Source organism: Serratia sp. CoH_134_PS_4, assembly GCF_058190535.1.
In genome coordinates this window covers 249,769-269,765 of record NZ_JBXWKI010000004.1, presented here as the reverse complement: position 1 = coordinate 269,765, position 19,997 = coordinate 249,769, and the positions used below count along the sequence as shown (strand labels likewise).

Here is a 19,997-nt window from a genome sequence, read left to right as displayed (position 1 = left end):
ATCCCCACGCTCAAGGAGCCTGCCATGACATCAAATTCGCTGCCGCCAGGTGCAAAGAACCCTACGCTAAAACGGGCATTACTGGGCGATATGATGCAAACCGTCGGTATCTTGCCGATATTGATCTTGATCGTTGCCGTTTTCGGTTTTGTTGCGCCAAACTTTTTTACTGATGCCAACCTACTGAATATCGCCCGGCAGGCATCAATTAACATCGTATTGGCGGCGGGCATGACCTTTATCATCCTGACCGGCGGTATCGATCTCTCGGTCGGTTCGATGCTGGGCACCACGGCAGTGGTGGCAATGGCCGTCTCATTGATGCCGGGCTTCGCCGGAATGTCAATTCCGCTGGCGCTTCTGGCCGGCTTGGGCATGGGGTTGTTTAACGGTTTCTTGGTGGCCTACGCCGGTTTGCCGCCGTTTATCGTCACGCTCGGGACCTATACCGCACTGCGTGGTGCCGCTTATCTGCTGGCAGACGGTACCACCATTATCAACTCCAATATCAGTTTTGAATGGATCGGCAATGCTTATCTGGGGCCGATCCCTTGGCTGGTGATCATCGCTTTTGCCGTCATTGCGCTGTGCTGGTTTATCCTGCGCCGCACCACGCTGGGCGTACATATCTATGCCGTGGGCGGCAACATCCAGGCGGCACGTCTGACCGGGATCAAGGTGGGTGCGGTGCTGCTGTTCGTCTACGGTATGAGCGGTTTGCTGTCAGGGCTGGGGGGGATAATGAGTGCCTCACGGCTTTATAGCGCCAACGGCAATCTCGGTATGGGCTATGAGCTGGATGCGATTGCTGCGGTGATCCTCGGCGGTACCAGCTTTGTCGGCGGCATTGGCACCATTACCGGCACGCTGGTGGGGGCGCTGATTATCGCTACCCTCAACAACGGCATGACGCTGATGGGGGTCTCTTACTTCTGGCAATTAGTGATCAAAGGGGCCGTCATCATCATCGCGGTGCTGATCGATAAATACCGCACCCGTAATTATCAACACTAATACCCGTTGTCTTTCAAGCGACAGCCTTGCTGGCTGCAGCTTGAAAACCCTAGAGCAAGTTTGAGTGAGTGAGAGAAATCAGTTGGTTAGCGCCCACCGGGGCAGGTTTTTCATAGATTAGAAAATAATGAGGAAAACACTATGCGTTTCAAGCCATTGATTACCGCTTTACTGGTTACCGCTGCGCTCGGCAGTGCGTCGTTGGTGCAGGCAAAAGAGTTGAAATCGATTGGGGTGACGGTAGGGGATTTGGCCAACCCGTTCTTTGTGCAGATCACCAAGGGGGCTGAGCTGAAGGCGCGTGAGCTGGCCGGTGACAAGGTAAACGTCACGCTGGTGTCGAGCGGTTACGATCTTGGTCAGCAGGTGGCGCAGATTGATAACTTTATCGCTGCCAAGGTCGATATGATCATCCTGAACGCTGCGGATTCCAAGGGCATTGGCCCAGCCGTCAAACGCGCCAAGGATGCCGGTATCGTGGTGGTGGCGGTTGACGTGGCGGCCGAAGGTGCCGATGCCACCATTACCTCGGACAACACTCAGGCCGGTGCCATGGCATGTAAATACATCAGCGACCGCCTGAAAGAGAAAGGCAACGTGGTGATCATCAATGGGCCACCGGTATCTGCCGTGCAAAACCGGGTGGAAGGCTGCATGACCGAGCTGAAGAAACACCCAGAGATCAAGTTGCTGTCTTATAACCAGAACGCGAAAGGCAGCCGTGAAGGCGGGTTGGAGATCATGACCGCGTTGCTGGCGGCCAATCCGAAGATCGACGGTGTCTTTGCGATTAACGATCCGACAGCGATCGGTGCCGATCTGGCGGCGAAACAAGCACAGCGTAGCGAATTCTTTATCGTTGGCGTAGACGGATCGCCGGACGGCGAGGAAGCGCTTAAACGCGGCAATTCACTGTTTGTGGCGACGCCAGCACAGGATCCCCAGGTTATGGCGGCCAAAGCGGTCGAGATCGGTTATCAAATCCTGCAGGGCAAACCTGCACCGACCGGTCCGGTGCTGATCCCGGTCACCATGATCGATAAAAACAATATTGGCAGCTACAAAGGCTGGACGGTGAAATAACCGTTATACCCTTATCCTTCAAGCTGCCTCTTTGTTGGCTGCCTTTGTTAACCCGAATCACTTACCTGAGTAAGCTCATCGGGATTCACTCAGTTGCCGGCTAGACGCATCTTGAATGATTTTGGGTATATTTACGGGGCCTGCCAGATCGGGCCCCCCATTCTTTAAGCGCTTCCGGAGGCACCATGAACCGTTCCGCCGTGAATCATATTCTGCAGCAAACCCAGCACTTTTTTGCCCGTTTTGACGTTCAGTTACCCCCTTTTGCCCATTTCAGCCCACCCGTTTGGCGGCAGCTTGATCGCCAGCCGTGGCAAGAGGTGTTCGACCTGAAGCTGGGTTGGGATGTTACGGCGTTCGGCGGCGATGATTTTGCCCGTCAGGGACTTACGTTGTTTACCCTGCGCAATGGTTCACCCGGCGGGCAGCCTTATGCCAAAGGCTATGCGGAAAAGATCATGCATTGCCGCGAAGCGCAGGTAACGCCGATGCATTTTCACTGGCGTAAGCGGGAAGACATCATCAACCGTGGTGGAGGCAACCTGATCGTGGAGTTACACAATGCCGACTCGCAGGAAGCGCTGGCCGATAGCGCCGTGACCGTCACGCTGGACGGTTGCAAACAGACCCACGCTGCCGGTTCGCGGCTGCGGCTGGCACCCGGAGAAAGCATTTGCCTGACGCCAGGTATCTACCACAGTTTTTGGGGGGAGGAGGGCTTTGGCGACGTGCTGGTCGGTGAAGTGTCCACGGTGAACGATGACGACAATGACAACCGTTTCCTGACACCGCTCAAGCGCTTTAGCCAGATCCAAGAAGATCAGCCGCCGCAGTGGTTGTTGTGTAACGACTATTTGCGCTTTATCGATTAAGGAGAACCAGCATGGCATTGATTTCATTGGCTCAGGGGCTGGCACATGCGCGTCAGCAGGGTTATGCGTTAGGTGCGTTCAACGTGCTCGACAGCCACTTCCTGCGGGCCCTGTTTGCAGCAGCGCAGGCGGCACGGTCGCCCTTCATTATTAATATTGCAGAAGTGCACTTTAAATATGTCTCGCTGGAATCTCTGGTGGCGGCGATTAAAAGTGAAGTGGCACAGCATGATATTCCCGTGGTGTTGAATCTCGATCACGGCCTGCATTTCGACGCGGTGGTGCAGGCACTGCGGCTGGGATTCAGCTCTGTGATGTTTGACGGTTCCGGTTTGAGTTACGAAGAGAACGTGCGTCAGACGCAAGAAGTGGTACGCATGTGCCATGCGGTCGGCGTTTCTGTAGAGGCAGAGCTGGGCGCGGTCGGCGGTGACGAAGGCGGTGCGCTGTACGGCGAAGCCGACAGCAATAAATTTACCGATCCGCAGCGGGCGCGTGAATTTGTCGAATTGACCGGAATTGATGCGTTGGCGGTGGCGATTGGCAATGCGCACGGCAAATACAAAGGTGAGCCAAAGCTCGATTTTGAGCGGCTGGCGGCTATTGAGCATCAGGCGGGAATTCCGTTGGTGCTGCACGGCGGTTCTGGCATCAGCGATGCCGATTTCAAACGTGCGATTGGCCTGGGGATTCACAAAATTAATTTCTACACGGGTATGTCACAAGCAGCGCTGGGGGCGGTTGAGCAGCGGATAACGCAACGTCACGCGATTTACGATGAGTTTGCTGAAGTGCTGCTGGCGGTGGAACAGTCGATCGCTGAAGTGGTGCAGCAGCAAATGCATATTTTCGGCAGCGCCGGGCGCCTGTGATGATCCGCCGCGGTATTTTTTCGGCAGGCAACATGCTGGTGGATCATGTGCATCAAATTGCCCACTGGCCACAGCCGGGCTGGCTGGTGGAGATTGAACACAGCCAGCGTGCCACCGGCGGCGCGCCGCTTAATGTGTTGTTGACGCTGGCGCGTATGGAAACCGGTTTACCGCTGGCTGCGCTTGGGCTGATTGGTTGCGACGCCGACGGTGACTACATTTTGCAGATGCTGGCGCAGCACCGGGTCGACAGCAGTTTTGTACGGCGCAGTGAAGCGGCGATGACGTCCATGTCACAAGTGATGACTGAACCGGGTGGGCAGCGGACGTTTTTCCATGCACTCGGCGCCAATCGGCTGCTGGATCTGGCCGATTTTGACGGACTGTACAGCCAACATAAAATTTTCCATTTAGGCTATTTGTTGCTGCTCGACAGCCTGGATCGCCCGGATGAAGAATTCGGTACGCGTAGCGCACGTCTTTTGGCACAGATGCAGCAACGCGGGTATCAAACCTCGCTCGATCTGGTGTCACGCCAAGGGGATCCGCGTTATCGGCCATTGGTGCTGCCCGCGCTGCGCTGGCTGGATTACCTGGTGATCAACGAGTTAGAAGCTGGGGAGTTTACCGGGCTGGCGCTGCGTGCGGCCGACGGCGCGTTGCAACAGCCCTTGATGGCCCAAGCCGCAGAACAATTATTACGGGCCGGTGTGCGGCGGCGGGTGGTGATCCACTGCCCTGAAGGTGCCTACGGGCTGGAAACGTCGGGCGAAGCACGTTGGCAGCCGTCATGGCCAGTGAGTGACGCCGAGATTGTTGGCAGCGTGGGTGCTGGGGATGCCTTCTGTGCCGGAGTGCTGTACGCCAGCCATGAAAACGGGTCTTTGAAGGAGACGTTGCAGCTAGCGCATGCCTGCGCGCGTTTCAATCTCTTGTGCGCCAACGCGATCGATGGCGCACGACCATTGCCGGAATTGTTGGATTACATCAGACGGCAGCCACAGGCTGGCTGACGTCAGCAGCAAAAACATAACCCAGCCCACGAATGGTGCGGATCAATTCGGGCTGATGTGGATTGTTTTCGATCTTACGTCGTAAACGCATGATCAAAACGTCGATAGTGCGATCGAACACCTCCAGCGTTTCGCTATGGGTCAGTTCCAGCAGGCGATCGCGGGTTAGCACTTTACGTGCATGTTGTACCAACGCCAGCAGCAAGCCGTATTCGCCCTGGGTGAGGTCAACCGGTTGTCGCTGGGGGTTATGCAATGTGCAGCGGCTTGTGTCCAGGCACCAGCCGTTGAACTGCCAGCCTTCGGGCTTACTCGAGGAGAGCAGGGCCGGCTCCAGCGCCAGTGCGCCGGTACGACGTAATACGGCTTTGGCGCGGGCAACGACCACGCGTGGGTTGAAGGGTTTGGCGATGTAATCGTCGGCGCCCATTTCCAGACCGACCACCACGTCGGACTCGGAACCCAGCCCCGTCAGCATCACTACCGGTAGATCCGGGCGCAGGCGATGGATCTGCTGTAGTACCAGCAAGCCATTGGTATCCGGCAGGATCATATCGAGCAGCACCAGTGCAATATCCGGCTGCTGGTTGATCAAGGTGAGCGCTTCACTGCCCCGGTGGCAGGCGTGGACGGTAAACACGTGCTCATTGAGCACGTCGCAAAGTACGTCACAGATAGCGGGATCGTCATCGACGATCAATACGGCAGGTTTCATCGCTGCTCTCCGGATTATATTATGCGGAAAATGTTATCAATAGGTTAACTGCTTAAATGCAGTGTACCCGATGACCAATTAATAAGCGGCAGACGGACGTGTTCGGATGTGGAAATTGCCATCACCGTCACACTCGGCGGTCATTGAGTGATCCTGGCAACTGAATATATTAGGCTGTGGCAACGTTGTGGTGCATTGAGGAGAAAAATCGTGCGCATTGGTATCGACCTGGGTGGCACCAAAATTGAAGTAATCGCGTTGGCCAATGACGGGCAGGAGCTGTTCCGTCATCGTATTGCCACGCCGCGTCATGACTATCAGCAAACGCTGAATGCCATTACCGGCCTGGTGATGCTGGCGGAAGAGAATACCGGCCAACAGGGCTCCGTCGGTGTCGGCATTCCCGGCACATTGTCGCCTTTTACCGGCCTGGTAAAAAATGCCAATTCGGTGTGGCTGAATGGGCAACCCCTGGATAAAGATTTATCACGAATGCTGGCGCGCGAAGTGCGTATTGCAAACGATGCTAACTGTCTGGCGGTTTCTGAAGCTACCGATGGCGCAGCCGCCGGCAAACAAACGGTGTTTGCCGTCATTATTGGCACCGGCTGTGGTGCTGGGGTGGCAATCAACGGACAGGCGCACTCGGGCGGTAACGGCATATCGGGCGAATGGGGGCATAATCCGCTGCCGTGGCTGGATAGTGACGAACTGCGTTTTCGTGCTGAGGTCCCCTGTTACTGTGGCAAACAAGGCTGTATCGAGACCTTTATTTCCGGCACGGGTTTTGCCACTGACTATGCACGCTTGAGCGGCACCCCGCTCAAAGGGCATGAGATCATGTCCTTGGTGGCACAAGGCGATGCCTTGGCAGAGCAAGCCATCAGCCGTTATGAACTGCGGTTGGCGAAATCGCTGGCGCACGTGATCAATATTTTTGATCCGGACGTGGTGGTATTGGGCGGCGGCATGAGCAATGTGGATCGTTTGTATCAGCACGTACCACAGCTGGTGAAGTCCTGGGTTTTCGGCGGCGAGTGCGAAACCCCGATCCGCAAAGCCGTCCACGGTGATTCCAGCGGCGTGCGTGGTGCTGCCTGGCTGTGGCCACAGCTGTAATCGTTGCAAAAAAGCGCGGGCCTGCTCGCGCTTTAATCAATTCTCTGTACAAAAACTAGACTCTCCTTTATGCTTTAGCTAACTTAGCTAAGGAGGTCGCGTATGCCTATCCAGGCCAATATGCACGAAGCCAAATCTAACCTGAGCCAACTGGCGGATAAAGCCGCACAGGGAGAGACCGTGATTATAGCGAAAGCAGGGAAGCCATATGTTCAGTTGACGGCTATCAAGGGGAAAAACCGCCAACCCGGTGCCGCCAAGGGCAAATTTACCGTGCCGGAGAATTTCAATGACGGCGATGCAGACATTACCGCGCTGTTTGAGGGCGATGAATGAGGCGCCTGCTGCTGGATACTCATGCACTGCTGTGGTGGCTGATAGACGATGCCAGCCTGGGGGAAGGGGCAAGAAAGCAGATCGCCGATCCCGGCAATAGGGTGTTTATCAGTGCGGCCAGCATTTGGGAAATGTCGATTAAGCAGGCGTTGGGTAAGTTGGTGCTGCCGGAGGACATTTTCGAGGTGATTGATGCCGAAGATTTCCTGTCGCTCCCAATGACGGCTTTTCACGGCCAGCAGGCGGGCCAGTTGCCACCGCATCACAACGATCCTTTTGACCGCATGCTGATCGCCCAGGCGCAGGCGGAAGGGTTAACACTGGTTTCCGCCGATGCCGTTTTTCCAAGATATGGCATCAGGGTATTTGACGCCCGACGCTAACCCTCTTTCGTCTCGCTTTCGCTGCGTACCCGCTCGATGTGAATAGTCAAAAACATCATCTCTTCGCTGGTTAACTGGTGTTGGTAGTTCTTTTCTATGTGCTGATTAATTTTCCCCGCGCAGGCGAAGGACTCAGGGTATTTCTCTTTCACCACCAGATAGAGCGAATCGTCGTCGCTGTCGACGTAGTTTTTCCCTAGCAGGCGTTGGGCGAAGAACTTGAGGTGGGTGACAAAGCGATGATAACTCAGAGCTTCTTCGTTATAGTCAAAGCGGAAGTGGTATTTGACGATGTTCAAAATCTCCTGCATCACGCGGGTGATGTGCAGGGTGTTATGCATTTCATCATTCAGCTGTGCGTTGACCAGGTGTAGGGCGATAAATCCGGCTTCATCTTCCGGCAGGGCGGTGCCCAGCCGCTGGGCGATCAGCGCCAACGCCTCAAGCCCGACGGCAAACTCGGCCGGGTAGAGTTTTTTGATTTCCCACAGCAGCACGTTTTTAATGTCCAGCCCCTGCGCATGGCGCTGCAGCGCAAAGTGGATGTGATCGGTCAGCGTGATGTAGACGATGTTGTGCAGCTTACCTGGCAGGCGCTGGCGGGCGAGGGTGATGATTTTGTCGGCGGTGGTCACGCAGGCCAGTGGGATTTCAGACAACAGCGTTTTAAAACGCTCGGCCATTTCGCTGCCGTTCAGCGTAAAGATCTTCTCGATCAGCTCTTCGTCCAGCAGATCCCCCGCCTTCTTTTTAAAGCCAATACCTTTGCCCATCACCACCGTCTCTTCCTGACGGTCGTCCAGCGTAATCACCACGTTATTATTGAGTATTTTAGCGATCTTCATGGTTCTTCCCGGATGTTTCAGCGCGCTGAAAACGAAAAAACCTGACGCCCGGGAGCGATCCCGTGCGTCAGGTTTTGCCTGTATATCTACAGTAGCAATCCTGTTATCGGTAGTATCATAACCCTTGTCCGCGGCGGCTCAACGCTTTTCGCCAGGGAGTGCCACCGCGGTCACATTTCTCAGCCCAGTCAGGCTATTCCAGCCGGAACTGTGGCTCCAGCCTACTGACGCCGAGGCCGTTGACCTTTTTCACCTTAATTTGCACCGGAATACGGTCTTTCATTGCCTCAACGTGACTGATCACGCCAATGGTTTTCCCCGAGGCATTCAGGCTGTCCAAGGCGTCCAACGCGGTATCGAGGGTTTCTGCATCCAGCGTGCCAAAGCCTTCGTCGAGGAAGAGCGAATCGATACTGGTTTTGTGGCTGACGAGATCGGATAGCGCCAGTGCCAGCGCCAGACTCACCAGGAAACTTTCACCGCCGGACAGGGTGCGGGTATCGCGCAGCGCGTCTGCCTGCCAGGTATCTACCACCAGCAGTTCCAGTGCGTCGCTGGCTTTACGTTGCAGCAAATAGCGTCCGTGCAGTCGGCCAAGCTGGTTATTGGCCAAATACACCAGGTGATCAAGGGTTAACCCCTGAGCAAACTTACGGAATTTGTCGCCCTCTTTGGAGCCGATTAACTGATTGAGATAGCTCCAATCGTCGTACTGCTGCTGGCTCTGGCTGATGTGTTCAAACAGTGACTGTTGATTGATTCGGCGCGCGGCGTCACTGCCTAACTGATTGCGCACTTCCCCCTGTTGCAGCTGCAAGGTTTTTAACCGTTGTGCCAGCGTTTCCAGGCTCTGGCTCAGGATTTTGGGATCGGTCTGGGTCTCATCCAACCCTTGCGGACGCTGTTGTTGGTGCTGTTGCAGGCTTTCGACAGCCTGGGCCAGCAGTGCACGGGCTTCAACGTGTCGCTGTTGTAATTGCTCTTTGCGGTGTTGCAACTGTTGGCGTTGGGCATCATCAAGCAGAGCGGCATTGAACGCGGCCTCATCACTGAATTCACTGGCGGCTAGCGCCTGCAGCCAGTCTTGTTCCGCCTGTTGCAGCCGTTCGTTTTGTTGCAACAGCTGTTGCTGTAATCCAGCAAGTTGGCCGCTCAGACGATCGCGTTGCTCCTGCGCTTTCTGCCAGTGCTCGGCGGCTTGTTGACTGGCCTGTTCGCAAAGCCCTTGTTTGGCGCGCAACTGTTCGCGCTCCTGCGCGATTTGCCGTTCACCAAACAGGGCCAGCCGCTGTGCGCGTTGCTCGCCCAGAGCTTGTTCACCGTCCTGCCACTGTTGCTGCAGGCGCTGCTGTTGCAACAGGGCTTCTGCGAGGCTTTTCTCCAGCAGAATGAAACGCTCGTCCAGTCGCGCCTTGTCTTGCTGTGCCTGTTGCTGCTGTGCTTGCAGTGAAGCCAACTGGTCTTTGGCCTGCTGCACTGCGTGCGACGCTTGTTCGTGTTGCAACAGAGCGGCCTGACCCTGACGTTCTTCGTTGTCGCAGGTGGTTAGCCACTGGCTCAGGCGATCGCTGTCCTGAAGGGTAAAGTCAAATGCCAGCGGCGCGGTCAAGCGTTGCCAGTTTTGCTGGTGCTCAACAACGTGCTGCTCATCTTGCGCGATGAGTTGCTGTTGGCGCTGTTGCTGTTCTCTCAGGCTTTCACAACGGGTACGCAGTTCGGTACCCAGGGTGTACAAGGCCTCAGTTTTGATGCGCATCTCTGCCAGGCGCAATGCGGTCTCGGAAGGTTTTACCGTCTGATACTGCTCAATGGCCGGGTGATTACAAGAGCCACAGAGTGGACAGGGTTCGCCGGTTTGCAGGCGGGCGCGTTCGGCTTCCAGGCTGACAATGCGCTGTTCCAGTTCGAGGGTTTTTTCCACGTCCGACTGGTGTGCTTTTTGTTGTTTATATTGCTGCCGCGTCTCTTCGAGCTGTTTTTCATGTTCGCTGAGTTGCGCCTGACGGGCGGCAAACTCTTTACGTTGTTGATCCAGACGTTCTCTGACCTGACTGAACAGCGAGGAGAGGGTGAATAACTGCTGGCGCACCGGGCGTAACTCGGCCAGCTCAGCCTGACGCTGACGCAGTGCTGCCAGGGGCGACTGGGCTTCCAGCGCATGTTGCTGTTGCTGCTGCGCCGTCAGCGCGGCGGTGAGGGCGTTAAGCTTTTCCTGATGCTGACCGGCCTGTGCGGTCAACTGGATTCGCTGAACCTCGAGTTGTTCCAGCGCCGTTTTTTGCTGGGCATACTGCTGTGCGGCGCTATCGCACATCTGTTGCAGTTCGGTCTGCGTTTTCTTTAACTGGGCAATCCGGTTATCGAGCGGGACGACTTGATCGTCGATCAACCGCTGTTGTTCCTGCTGGTGTTCAACATATGCCTGTAGTTGCACACGGGCCTGTTCCACAGCCTGTTGCAACGGTGCCATCTGGGCGAGCTGCTGCGCCTGCTGCTGCGTCAACTGGGCAATCTGCTGTTGTAGCGTCTGGTGATCGTGACGGCAGCGGTTACGTTCGTTAAGCAACGGCCGCAGTTTTTCTGCCGGTTCGCTGCGTGCCAGTTGCTGTAGTTGCGGTTCTGCTGCGGTTTGCTCTAGCTCCACCGCGTCCAGTTGGCGCTGATATGCCTGTTGTTTTTGCTGCGTTTGCTGCCAAAATTGTAACCAGTTCAACGCCTGCTGCTGCTGACGGGTTTGGTCGCTGAGGGTATTTTCTTGTGTCGCCAATTCAACTAACTGGTTTTCCAGCAGTTGTCGTTGTTCATCATTTAGCAGTTCAATACCGCTGGCGCGTTGGTGCAGCGCGTCCAGTTCGACCTTGGCCTGTTTGTGCTGTTCGAAAACCCGCTCGGAAAGCTGGCCGTAGATCTCGGTGCCGGTTAGCTCTTCCAGCAGTTCGGCGCGATCATTGGCATCAGCGTTAAGGAAGGCGGCGAACTGGCCCTGGGACAGCATCATCGATTTGGTGAAGCGCCCGAAATCCAGCCCGGTAATTGCGGCGGTAAGATCCAGTTTGTCGCGCACTTTGTCCGCCAGGATCTTGCCATCTTCACGCAGTGCCAATTCGACTTTAGGAGCCTGCAGGTTACCGTCTGGCGCATTTTTGGCGCGGCGCTGGCTCCAGAATGCGCGATAACCGACACCTTTGACCTCAAACTCGACCTCTGCCAGCGACTCGGCGGTATGGCGTGTCATCAGCTCGTTTTGGCTCGGTGTGACATTCAGGCGCGGCGTCTGGTGGTACAGCGCCAGACAGATGGCGTCCAGCAGGGTGGTTTTACCTGCCCCGGTTGGCCCGGTGATGGCAAACAACCCATTGCTGGCAAAAGGCTCCGCAGTGAAGTCGATTTTCCATTCACCTTGCAGGGAGTTGAGATTTTTTAATCTCAGGCTGAGAATTTTCATTGGCTCGGCTCCTGATCTTGGTGCCTAACGGCTTCGACGACCTGTTGGAACATTTGACTCATGCGTTGCCGGCGATCATCGGCCATATCAGGTTCTTGCGCCAGACGACGTTCGAAGACGTCATTGACGCTCAGTTCGTTAAGCGTTTCTTTGTCCTGTTGTTCAATCGCCTGGCGGCGCTGTTCTTTACTGCGGCGCAGCAACACCACCTCTACGGGCAGTTGATCGGCCAGCAGTTGGATACGGCGCTGAATGTCGCTGAGATAATCCTGCGTAGCGACCTCGATATCCAACCACACCGGCAACTCACCTTGATAATCGGCGAACTGCCGTAATTGGTGCTCGATCTGCGCTAAATCACCCTTAATAAGCTGCATAGGTTGGAAGCTGGGAATGTCCAGCGTACTGACCTGTTGCAAAGCACCTGCGGAGAAATCCACCATGAACACGCTTTTTGCTTTGCCCAATTCGTCGAAACTGAGTGGGATCGGCGAACCGCTGTAGCGAATGTGCTCGGATTTTGCGACGTTCTGCGCACGGTGAATATGCCCCAATGCGATGTAGTCGGCCGGTGGGAAAGCTTGCGCCGGGAAGGCATCCAGCGTGCCGATATAGATATCGCGCACGGAATCGGACGTGGTGACGCCAACCGTTGTCAGGTGGCCCGTGGCAACGATAGGCAGTGCCAGGCCGAGCGCGTCGCGGCGTGCACCGGCGGCGTGATAAAGCGTCTGGTAATGTTCTGCGATGGCCTCTTGCAGCGCCTGCTGTTTTTGCACGCCTGACTCACCGGCTCGGCTGGTAAGCAGATCTCGTGGGCGTAAGAACGGGATGGCGCACAGCACGGCGCCCGGTTGGCCGTCGCGTTGGTTCAGGACCACGATTTGCTGTTCGGTTTCAGCCTGCGCGTTGGCGATCACCGTCGTATTCAGGCAGGAAAGCAATTCACGCGACTCATTTAAGGTCGCCACGGAATCGTGGTTACCTCCCAGCACCACTAATTGGCAGCCGGTATGTTGCAGCTCTACCACGAAGCGGTTGTACAGTTCGCGGGCATAGCTGGGTGGCGAACCGGTATCGAACAGGTCCCCGGCGACGATCAGTGCATCCACCTGATGTTGCTCGATTTGGTCTATCAGCCAGCGCAGAAAAGCCTGGTGCTCGGCGGCACGGCTTTTGGTGAAAAAGTACTGGCCAAGATGCCAGTCAGAGGTGTGGATCAGGCGCATGACACTCCCGGGGCGATAAGCTAATGGCGGTGATTATAAAGGGCACCGCGGCGGCTGTCGTGACGGAATCATTATGACAACTGAATGATTTTTCTTTGACGTTGGAAATAATCGCTATGCTTACTGCCTATAACAGGGTGTTCTTTTCATAAAAGTGTCATAAAACTGACGCATAATGGCGCCCGCAGATAGCTAACACATTGGCAGGATTGACGATGGCAAGACGCATATTGGTGGTGGAAGATGAAGCGCCGATCCGTGAGATGGTGTGCTTTGTGTTGGAACAGAATGGTTACCAACCGTTGGAAGCCGAGGATTATGACAGTGCCGTGACACGCCTGTCTGAACCGTTCCCTGATTTAGTGTTGCTCGACTGGATGTTACCCGGGGGATCCGGCATTCAGTTTATCAAGCATATGAAGCGTGAAGCGCTAACCCGCGATATTCCGGTGATGATGCTGACAGCGCGTGGTGAAGAAGAAGACCGGGTTCGTGGTCTGGAAGTCGGTGCGGATGATTACATCACCAAACCGTTCTCGCCGAAGGAACTGGTGGCACGTATCAAGGCGGTAATGCGCCGTATTTCACCCATGGCAGTGGAAGAAGTGATTGAAATGCAAGGGCTGAGCCTGGACCCTTCCTCACACCGCGTGATGGCTAACGAGCAAGCGCTGGATATGGGGCCGACCGAGTTCAAGCTGTTGCACTTCTTTATGACCCACCCTGAGCGAGTTTATAGCCGCGAACAGTTGCTTAATCACGTCTGGGGCACTAACGTTTATGTGGAAGACCGCACCGTTGACGTGCATATCCGCCGACTCCGTAAGGCGTTAGAGACCACTGGTCATGACAAAATGGTTCAAACCGTTCGGGGCACAGGCTACCGATTCTCAACGCGCTACTGATCGCGCCGCGCTGGAGAATATGCCGTGTTAGAACGTCTATCCTGGAAGAGGCTGGCCCTGGAGCTGGCCCTTTTCTGCCTACCTGCCTTATTACTGGGGCTGATTTTCGGTTATCTGCCCTGGTTGCTGCTTGCCTCCGTGCTGGCTGCGCTGGTGTGGAACTTCTACAACCAACTTAAACTTTCTCACTGGCTGTGGGTTGACCGCAGCATGACACCGCCACCCGGGCGCTGGAGCTGGGAACCGCTGTTTTACGGCTTATACCAGATGCAACAGCGAAACCGTCGCCGACGTCGTGAGCTGGCGTTATTGATCAAACGTTTCCGCAGCGGCGCAGAGTCACTGCCTGATGCGGTGGTGATGACGACCGTTGAAGGTAACATCTTCTGGTGTAACGGGTTGGCGCAGCATCTGCTGGGTTTCCGTTGGCCTGAAGATAACGGCCAACACATCCTGAACCTGCTGCGTTATCCGGAATTCAGCCACTATCTGCAACAGCAGGAGTTCTCTCGACCGTTAACGCTGCAGTTGAACAATGAGCATTACGTTGAGTTTCGCGTGATGCCGTATTCAGAAGGGCAACTGTTGATGGTTGCGCGTGACGTTACACAAATGCGTCAGCTTGAAGGCGCCCGGCGCAACTTCTTTGCCAACGTCAGTCATGAGTTGCGTACTCCGCTGACGGTATTGCAGGGCTACCTGGAAATGATGAGCGACGAAGAGCTGGATGGTTCACTGCGGGGCAAGGCGTTGGGCACCATGCAGGAACAGACTCGCCGCATGGATGGTCTGGTCAAGCAGCTGCTGACACTGTCGCGTATTGAAGCCGCGCCAAATGTAGAAATGAACGAGCGGGTCGATATTCCGTTGATGCTGCGAGTGCTGCAACGCGAAGCGCAGTCATTGAGCGGCGGGAACCATGAGATTACTTTCCGGGTGAACGAACAGCTTAAGGTTTTTGGCAACGACGACCAGTTGCGCAGTGCGGTATCCAACCTGGTGTATAACGCTGTGAATCACACGCCAAAGGGCACCAATATTGAGGTGAGCTGGCAACAAACGCCAAGCGGCGCGCAGTTCCAGGTCAGTGATAACGGGCCGGGCATCGCTGCAGAGCATATTCCACGTCTGACCGAACGTTTTTACCGCGTTGATAAGGCGCGTTCACGCCAGACTGGCGGCAGTGGGTTGGGGTTGGCGATCGTTAAGCATGCATTAAGTCATCATGACGCACGTCTGGAGATCCTCAGCGAACAGGGCATGGGTACCCGATTCATTTTTACCTTGCCTAACCGGTTGATTGTTCCCGCAGCTTTATCAGAGAATGCGGTGAAAAATTAACGCGCGAGAGGCTCAATGATCCGAATTACCCGAGGGCTACTGCTTTGCCTGGTGCTGTTGGCGAGTCGTGGCGCGCTGGCGCAGCCGGACGGCATGCTGTCCGGTAATTTGTCGAGCGTCGGTTCCGATACGCTGGCAAATCTCATGGCGCTGTGGGCGCAAGATTTCAGTCAGCATTATCCCAACGTTAATTTGCAGATCCAGGCCGCGGGGTCCTCTACTGCCCCCACCGCATTGGCGGCAGGGGCGGCGCAGCTTGGGCCGATGAGCCGACCGATGAAAGCGGCAGAGGTTTCGGCGTTCGAACACCGCTACGGTTATGCGCCGTTGGCGGTACCGGTCGCTGTCGATGCGCTGGTCGTGTTGGTCCATCAGGACAACCCTCTGCGTGGGCTTAACCTGCAGCAGCTTGACCGAATTTTTTCCGCCACTCTGCGCTGTGGTGAAAGCCAACCGTTGACGCGCTGGGGGGAACTGGGGCTGACCGGTGATTGGCAGCAGCGAGCCTTGCAACGTTTTGGGCGTAATTCTGCCTCCGGTACTTACGGCTATTTCAAGCTGCGTGCGCTGTGCGGCGGCGACTTTATGCCGCGCGTCAATGAATTGCCCGGTTCTGCCTCGGTGGTGCAGGCCGTTGCCGGTTCACTCAATAGCATTGGTTACGCCAGCATCGGTTTTCGTGCCAGTGGTGTGCGGCTACTGCCGTTGGCTGAGTCTGGTGAAAACTATATCACTCCCAATGATGCCAATGTACGCAATGGCAGCTACCCGCTGTCGCGCTACCTGTATATCTACATCAATAAAGCGCCCAACCAGCCGTTGGAGCCGCTGACCGCAGCCTTCCTCGATCGCGTATTGTCCGATACCGGGCAAGACCTGGTTAATCACGACGGTTATCTGCCGCTGCCCCCCGATACCCTGCATAAAACCCGATTGGCATTGGGCTTGAAATAAGCGCTCCAGAAACACGCATCCTGATTTGGCGCTGCGCGGGCGGCGGCGAAGCGCCGCGTTTTGCAGCGGCTTGCACGCATGTTAAAGGTTGGCAGACAGCCGCAGTGGAATAAGCTGCAAAAACGCCATGAGCCTCTTTTGGCGGCTTTGATAAAGGCTGAAACCCGTTCATACCGCGCGGAAACTGAGTGTTTATTGGCGTTTTCGCGCGGACATTGGCTATAGGTTTCACGTTTTGTGAGATGGTTGCTCAAAAATGATACAAATCATGTATTGTATATTTATTGATAACCACTATGATCGACTGGTGCTTAAAGATTATCTGGTCGATAGCTCTGCTTTTTGTCATGCGTCTTGCCTTTCAACGCTATAAACGTTTAACTTAGGCCTCGTTGTCGGACTAAACCTCCATTTATAACTCTTAAAACTCTGCCCATCATCATGAGTGGTCACTTTCGAATAAGGACAAAACGCCGGAAAAAATGCGTTTTCTGCTCTTATTGGTCTCGCGATGAAATGGCAAGCCGGCAACCGGGTGGGGCATAACGCCACCACGATATCGGGCACTTTTTTTCATTTGAACAGGCAACACGACATCGTATGAGTCATCGTTTAACGTCAAAAGATATTATTGCATTGGGTTTTATGACCTTTGCCTTATTCGTCGGTGCTGGGAATATCATTTTCCCGCCGATGGTCGGTTTACAGTCCGGTGAACACGTCTGGACCGCAGCTATCGGCTTCCTGATTACCGCTGTCGGCCTACCGGTAATGACCGTGATTGCCTTGGCTCGTGTGGGTGGCGGCATTGACGCCCTGAGCACGCCAATTGGCCGTCGCGCGGGTTTGCTGCTGGCAACGGTCTGCTATCTGGCCGTCGGCCCACTGTTTGCTACGCCGCGCACCGCGACCGTTTCCTTCGAAGTGGGTATTGCCCCCCTGACCGGTGATGGCGCCATGCCGTTGTTTATTTATAGCCTGGTGTATTTCGCCCTGGTGATCGGCATTTCCCTGTATCCGGGCCGTCTGCTCGATACCGTGGGACACGTGTTGGCACCGCTGAAAATTGTTGCGCTGGGTGCACTCGGCATTGCCGCGCTGGCCTGGCCTGCGGGTACGCCAATTCCGGCGACTGAGGTTTATCAGAACGTTCCGTTCTCTACCGGTTTCGTTAACGGCTATCTGACCATGGATACGCTGGGTGCGCTGGTGTTCGGTATCGTTATCGTTAATGCCGCGCGTTCCCGTGGTGTTAAAGATGCCGGTCTGCTGACGCGTTATACCATTCTGGCCGGTTTGATCGCCGGTGTCGGCCTGACGCTGGTTTACTTGAGCCTGTTCAAACTGGGTTCCGGTAGCGGCGTGCTGGTTCCTGATGCCACCAACGGTGCGGTGATTCTGCATGCTTACGTGCAAAACACCTTCGGTGGGTTGGGCAGTTTCTTCCTGGCGGCCTTGATTTTCATCGCCTGTATGGTAACGGCCGTGGGCCTGACCTGCGCCTGTGCCGAGTTCTTCGCCCAGTACCTGCCGTTCTCCTATAAGACGCTGGTGTTTATCCTGGGGCTGTTCTCGATGTTGGTTTCAAACCTGGGCCTGAGCCATCTGATTCAGATCTCTATCCCGGTGCTGACCGCGATTTACCCGCCGTGTATCGTCCTGGTGGTGCTGAGCTTCACCCTGCGTTGGTGGCACAGCGCGCCGCGTATCATCGCGCCGGTGATGTTAGTCAGCCTGTTGTTTGGTATCCTTGACGCAGTGAAAGCGTCCACCTTCCAGTCTTTACTGCCGAATTGGACGAATCACCTGCCACTGGCGGATCAGGGGTTGGCATGGTTGCCGCCGTCTCTGTTGATACTGGTGCTGGTCGCCATTTATGACCGGGTTTGTACGCGCACTGAAGTGACCGCGCACTCCTAATCTCCCGGCTAAATTTTGGGCCACGGACTTGTCCGTGGCTTTTTTACGTTTAAAAAACACGGGTTATTTTCATGCAACAACAGTCACCTGCCGTCCCTGCGGCCAATAAGCTAAAACGCGGTCTCAGTACGCGTCACATTCGCTTTATGGCTCTGGGTTCGGCTATCGGTACCGGTCTGTTCTATGGTTCGGCAGACGCCATTAAAATGGCAGGCCCGAGCGTTTTGCTGGCCTACCTGATTGGCGGTATCGTCGCCTTTATTATCATGCGCGCGCTGGGCGAGATGTCGGTCAACAACCCGCAGGCCAGTTCGTTTTCACGCTATGCGCAGGACTACCTTGGCCCTATGGCGGGGTATATCACGGGCTGGACCTACTGTTTCGAAATCCTGATTGTCGCCATTGCCGATGTGACCGCTTTCGGTATCTATATGGGCATTTGGTTCCCTGAGGTGCCGCATTGGATTTGGGTGCTTAGCGTGGTGCTGGTGATCGGCGCCATCAACCTGATGAGCGTGAAGGTCTTCGGTGAACTGGAGTTTTGGTTCTCGTTCTTTAAAGTGGCCACCATCATCATCATGATTGCTGCCGGTATCGGCATCATTATCTGGGGGATAGGCAACGGTGGGCAACCGACCGGGATCCATAACCTGTGGTCCAACGGCGGTTTCTTCAGCAACGGCTTTATGGGGATGATCCTCTCGCTGCAACTGGTGATGTTCGCCTACGGCGGTATCGAAATCATCGGCATTACCGCGGGCGAAGCCAAAGACCCGAAAACCTCGATTCCCAAGGCCATCAACTCGGTTCCGTGGCGTATCCTGGTGTTCTATGTCGGTACGTTGTTTGTCATCATGTCGATCTACCCGTGGAATCAGGTGGGCACTAACGGCAGTCCGTTTGTACTGACTTTCCAACACATGGGTATTACCGTGGCGGCGGGTATTCTTAACTTTGTGGTGATCACCGCGTCGTTGTCTGCAATTAACAGCGATGTGTTTGGTGTAGGCCGCATGTTGCACGGCATGGCCGAACAGGGCCACGCGCCGAAGATGTTCAGCAAGGTCTCTAAACGCGGCATTCCGTGGGTCACGGTTGTGGTGATGATGTTTGCGTTGCTGCTGGCGGTGTATCTGAACTACATCATGCCGGAAAATGTGTTCCTGGTGATCGCCTCACTGGCAACCTTCGCTACCGTTTGGGTGTGGATCATGATCTTGTTCTCTCAGATTGCTTTCCGCCGTAGCCTGAGTAAAGAACAGGTGAAGAACCTGGCCTTCCCGCTACGAGGCGGCGTGTTCACTTCCGTGGTGGCGATCATTTTCCTGGTGTTTATCATCGGTCTGATAGGTTACTTCCCAACGACCCGCGTGTCCCTGTATGCCGGTCTGGTATGGGTGGTGGTGCTGCTGGCGGGCTATTACTTCAAGGTTAATCGCCAGAAGAAATTGACGTTGCTGGCGCAACAGCAGGATTGAACATAAAGACACCGGCCTGGCGCCGAATGCTGGTCACTTAAGGTGTTTTTTTAGCGGGCTCAGCGTTTTTCGGTCGATAAACGAGCAGCGTACCCTGACGCTCATACGCCTCGACCGAGCAAGGGACCGTAAGGCGCGGTCCCTTGCAACCCGCGCCTTTGCCCACTCAGACGGTTGGCTGCGCCAATGGCTCTCACTTCATCACGCCGCATCACGGCCGGCTACGACAGGCGTCCCTGCCTGTCTCGCCTGAAACCGCCGTCCATGGCGGTTTCGCCTATGCGTTGTTCTTGCGTTCGACGTCTTCAAGGGCGTCCAACAGAATGCTCATCTCATCATTTCCACTGTCTTTCATCTCGCAACGTCACACTGAAGACATAGGGGCCGCGCCCTCGGCCCTTCCAATTGCCGTTCATTGTGGCTACAGAGAAAGATAAGATATTTACGGCAATTCTGGCTGCACTGAACCTACA

At 55.4% G+C, this 19,997-nt stretch carries 17 protein-coding genes; 13 read left to right on the top strand and 4 right to left on the bottom strand.

From position 1 onward, the window contains the following. Window positions 1-24: 24 nt before the first annotated feature. The 5 genes from AC2FCQ_RS09595 to AC2FCQ_RS09575 all read left to right on the top strand — a co-directional run bounded on the left by AC2FCQ_RS09595 (window position 25) and on the right by AC2FCQ_RS09575 (window position 4,854). Window positions 25-1,014 (top strand): ABC transporter permease subunit, encoded by a 990-nt coding sequence (locus AC2FCQ_RS09595; RefSeq protein WP_209636630.1) that lies wholly within the window; start codon window positions 25-27, stop codon window positions 1,012-1,014. A 141-nt stretch (window positions 1,015-1,155) separates the two neighbouring features. After that, window positions 1,156-2,097, top strand: coding sequence for an ABC transporter substrate-binding protein (locus AC2FCQ_RS09590; RefSeq protein ID WP_265554668.1), 942 nt, complete (start codon window positions 1,156-1,158; stop codon window positions 2,095-2,097). 185 nt (window positions 2,098-2,282) lie between these two features. Continuing rightward, on the top strand, window positions 2,283-2,969 hold the full coding sequence (locus AC2FCQ_RS09585; RefSeq protein WP_209636625.1) for a D-lyxose/D-mannose isomerase: 687 nt from the start codon (window positions 2,283-2,285) through the stop codon (window positions 2,967-2,969). Window positions 2,970-2,980: 11 nt separating this feature from the next. Next, complete coding sequence (locus tag AC2FCQ_RS09580) at window positions 2,981-3,841, top strand: ketose 1,6-bisphosphate aldolase (protein ID WP_209636623.1); 861 nt, start codon at window positions 2,981-2,983, stop codon at window positions 3,839-3,841. After that, the gene (locus AC2FCQ_RS09575) at window positions 3,841-4,854 is read left to right on the top strand and encodes a carbohydrate kinase family protein (RefSeq protein ID WP_404760185.1); all 1,014 of its coding nucleotides are present in this window, start codon (window positions 3,841-3,843) and stop codon (window positions 4,852-4,854) included. Before AC2FCQ_RS09580 ends, AC2FCQ_RS09575 begins: the two co-directional genes overlap by 1 nt. Here AC2FCQ_RS09575 and AC2FCQ_RS09570 read toward each other — a convergent pair. Next, complete coding sequence (locus AC2FCQ_RS09570; RefSeq protein WP_209636619.1) at window positions 4,829-5,569, bottom strand: response regulator; 741 nt, start codon at window positions 5,567-5,569, stop codon at window positions 4,829-4,831. The genes AC2FCQ_RS09575 and AC2FCQ_RS09570 overlap by 26 nt on opposite strands. A 210-nt stretch (window positions 5,570-5,779) precedes the next feature. Between AC2FCQ_RS09570 and mak the strand changes: the two genes are divergently transcribed. From mak to AC2FCQ_RS09555, 3 genes are all read left to right on the top strand, one after another. After that, window positions 5,780-6,688: a fructokinase gene (mak, locus tag AC2FCQ_RS09565; RefSeq protein ID WP_404760184.1), complete on the top strand. Its 909-nt coding sequence runs from the start codon at window positions 5,780-5,782 to the stop codon at window positions 6,686-6,688. A 102-nt stretch (window positions 6,689-6,790) separates the two neighbouring features. After that, window positions 6,791-7,024: a type II toxin-antitoxin system Phd/YefM family antitoxin gene (locus AC2FCQ_RS09560; protein ID WP_209636615.1), complete on the top strand. Its 234-nt coding sequence runs from the start codon at window positions 6,791-6,793 to the stop codon at window positions 7,022-7,024. Then, a complete protein-coding gene (locus AC2FCQ_RS09555) occupies window positions 7,021-7,407 on the top strand; it encodes a type II toxin-antitoxin system VapC family toxin (protein ID WP_490308104.1) in 387 nt (128 codons plus the stop codon). Before AC2FCQ_RS09560 ends, AC2FCQ_RS09555 begins: the two co-directional genes overlap by 4 nt. On the opposite strand, the gene licT is transcribed toward AC2FCQ_RS09555, so the two are convergent. The 3 genes from licT to sbcD form a co-directional block, all read right to left on the bottom strand. After that, on the bottom strand, window positions 7,404-8,252 hold the full coding sequence (gene licT / locus AC2FCQ_RS09550; RefSeq protein ID WP_209636611.1) for a BglG family transcription antiterminator LicT: 849 nt from the start codon (window positions 8,250-8,252) through the stop codon (window positions 7,404-7,406). The two genes, AC2FCQ_RS09555 and licT, sit on opposite strands and share 4 nt — an antisense overlap. A 193-nt stretch (window positions 8,253-8,445) precedes the next feature. Next, window positions 8,446-11,697: an exonuclease subunit SbcC gene (sbcC, locus tag AC2FCQ_RS09545; RefSeq protein ID WP_490308102.1), complete on the bottom strand. Its 3,252-nt coding sequence runs from the start codon at window positions 11,695-11,697 to the stop codon at window positions 8,446-8,448. Continuing rightward, on the bottom strand, window positions 11,694-12,926 hold the full coding sequence (gene sbcD / locus AC2FCQ_RS09540) for an exonuclease subunit SbcD (protein WP_490308100.1): 1,233 nt from the start codon (window positions 12,924-12,926) through the stop codon (window positions 11,694-11,696). Before sbcD ends, sbcC begins: the two co-directional genes overlap by 4 nt. Window positions 12,927-13,141: 215 nt before the next feature. Here sbcD and phoB point away from each other — a divergent pair, with 215 nt between their 5' ends. The 5 genes from phoB (at window position 13,142) to proY (ending at window position 19,524) form a co-directional block, all read left to right on the top strand. Beyond that, the gene (gene phoB, locus AC2FCQ_RS09535) at window positions 13,142-13,831 is read left to right on the top strand and encodes a phosphate response regulator transcription factor PhoB (protein WP_004949222.1); all 690 of its coding nucleotides are present in this window, start codon (window positions 13,142-13,144) and stop codon (window positions 13,829-13,831) included. A gap of 24 nt (window positions 13,832-13,855) precedes the next feature. After that, window positions 13,856-15,172 (top strand): phosphate regulon sensor histidine kinase PhoR, encoded by a 1,317-nt coding sequence (phoR, locus tag AC2FCQ_RS09530; protein WP_209636604.1) that lies wholly within the window; start codon window positions 13,856-13,858, stop codon window positions 15,170-15,172. 15 nt (window positions 15,173-15,187) lie between these two features. Next, the gene (locus AC2FCQ_RS09525) at window positions 15,188-16,126 is read left to right on the top strand and encodes a PstS family phosphate ABC transporter substrate-binding protein (protein ID WP_209636602.1); all 939 of its coding nucleotides are present in this window, start codon (window positions 15,188-15,190) and stop codon (window positions 16,124-16,126) included. A gap of 600 nt (window positions 16,127-16,726) precedes the next feature. Beyond that, window positions 16,727-18,046, top strand: a complete 1,320-nt coding sequence (gene brnQ, locus AC2FCQ_RS09520; RefSeq protein WP_209636599.1) for a branched-chain amino acid transport system II carrier protein — start codon at window positions 16,727-16,729, stop codon at window positions 18,044-18,046. Between the two features lie 71 nt (window positions 18,047-18,117). After that, window positions 18,118-19,524, top strand: a complete 1,407-nt coding sequence (proY, locus tag AC2FCQ_RS09515) for a proline-specific permease ProY (protein WP_265554642.1) — start codon at window positions 18,118-18,120, stop codon at window positions 19,522-19,524. The last annotated feature ends 473 nt before the right edge of the window (window positions 19,525-19,997 follow it).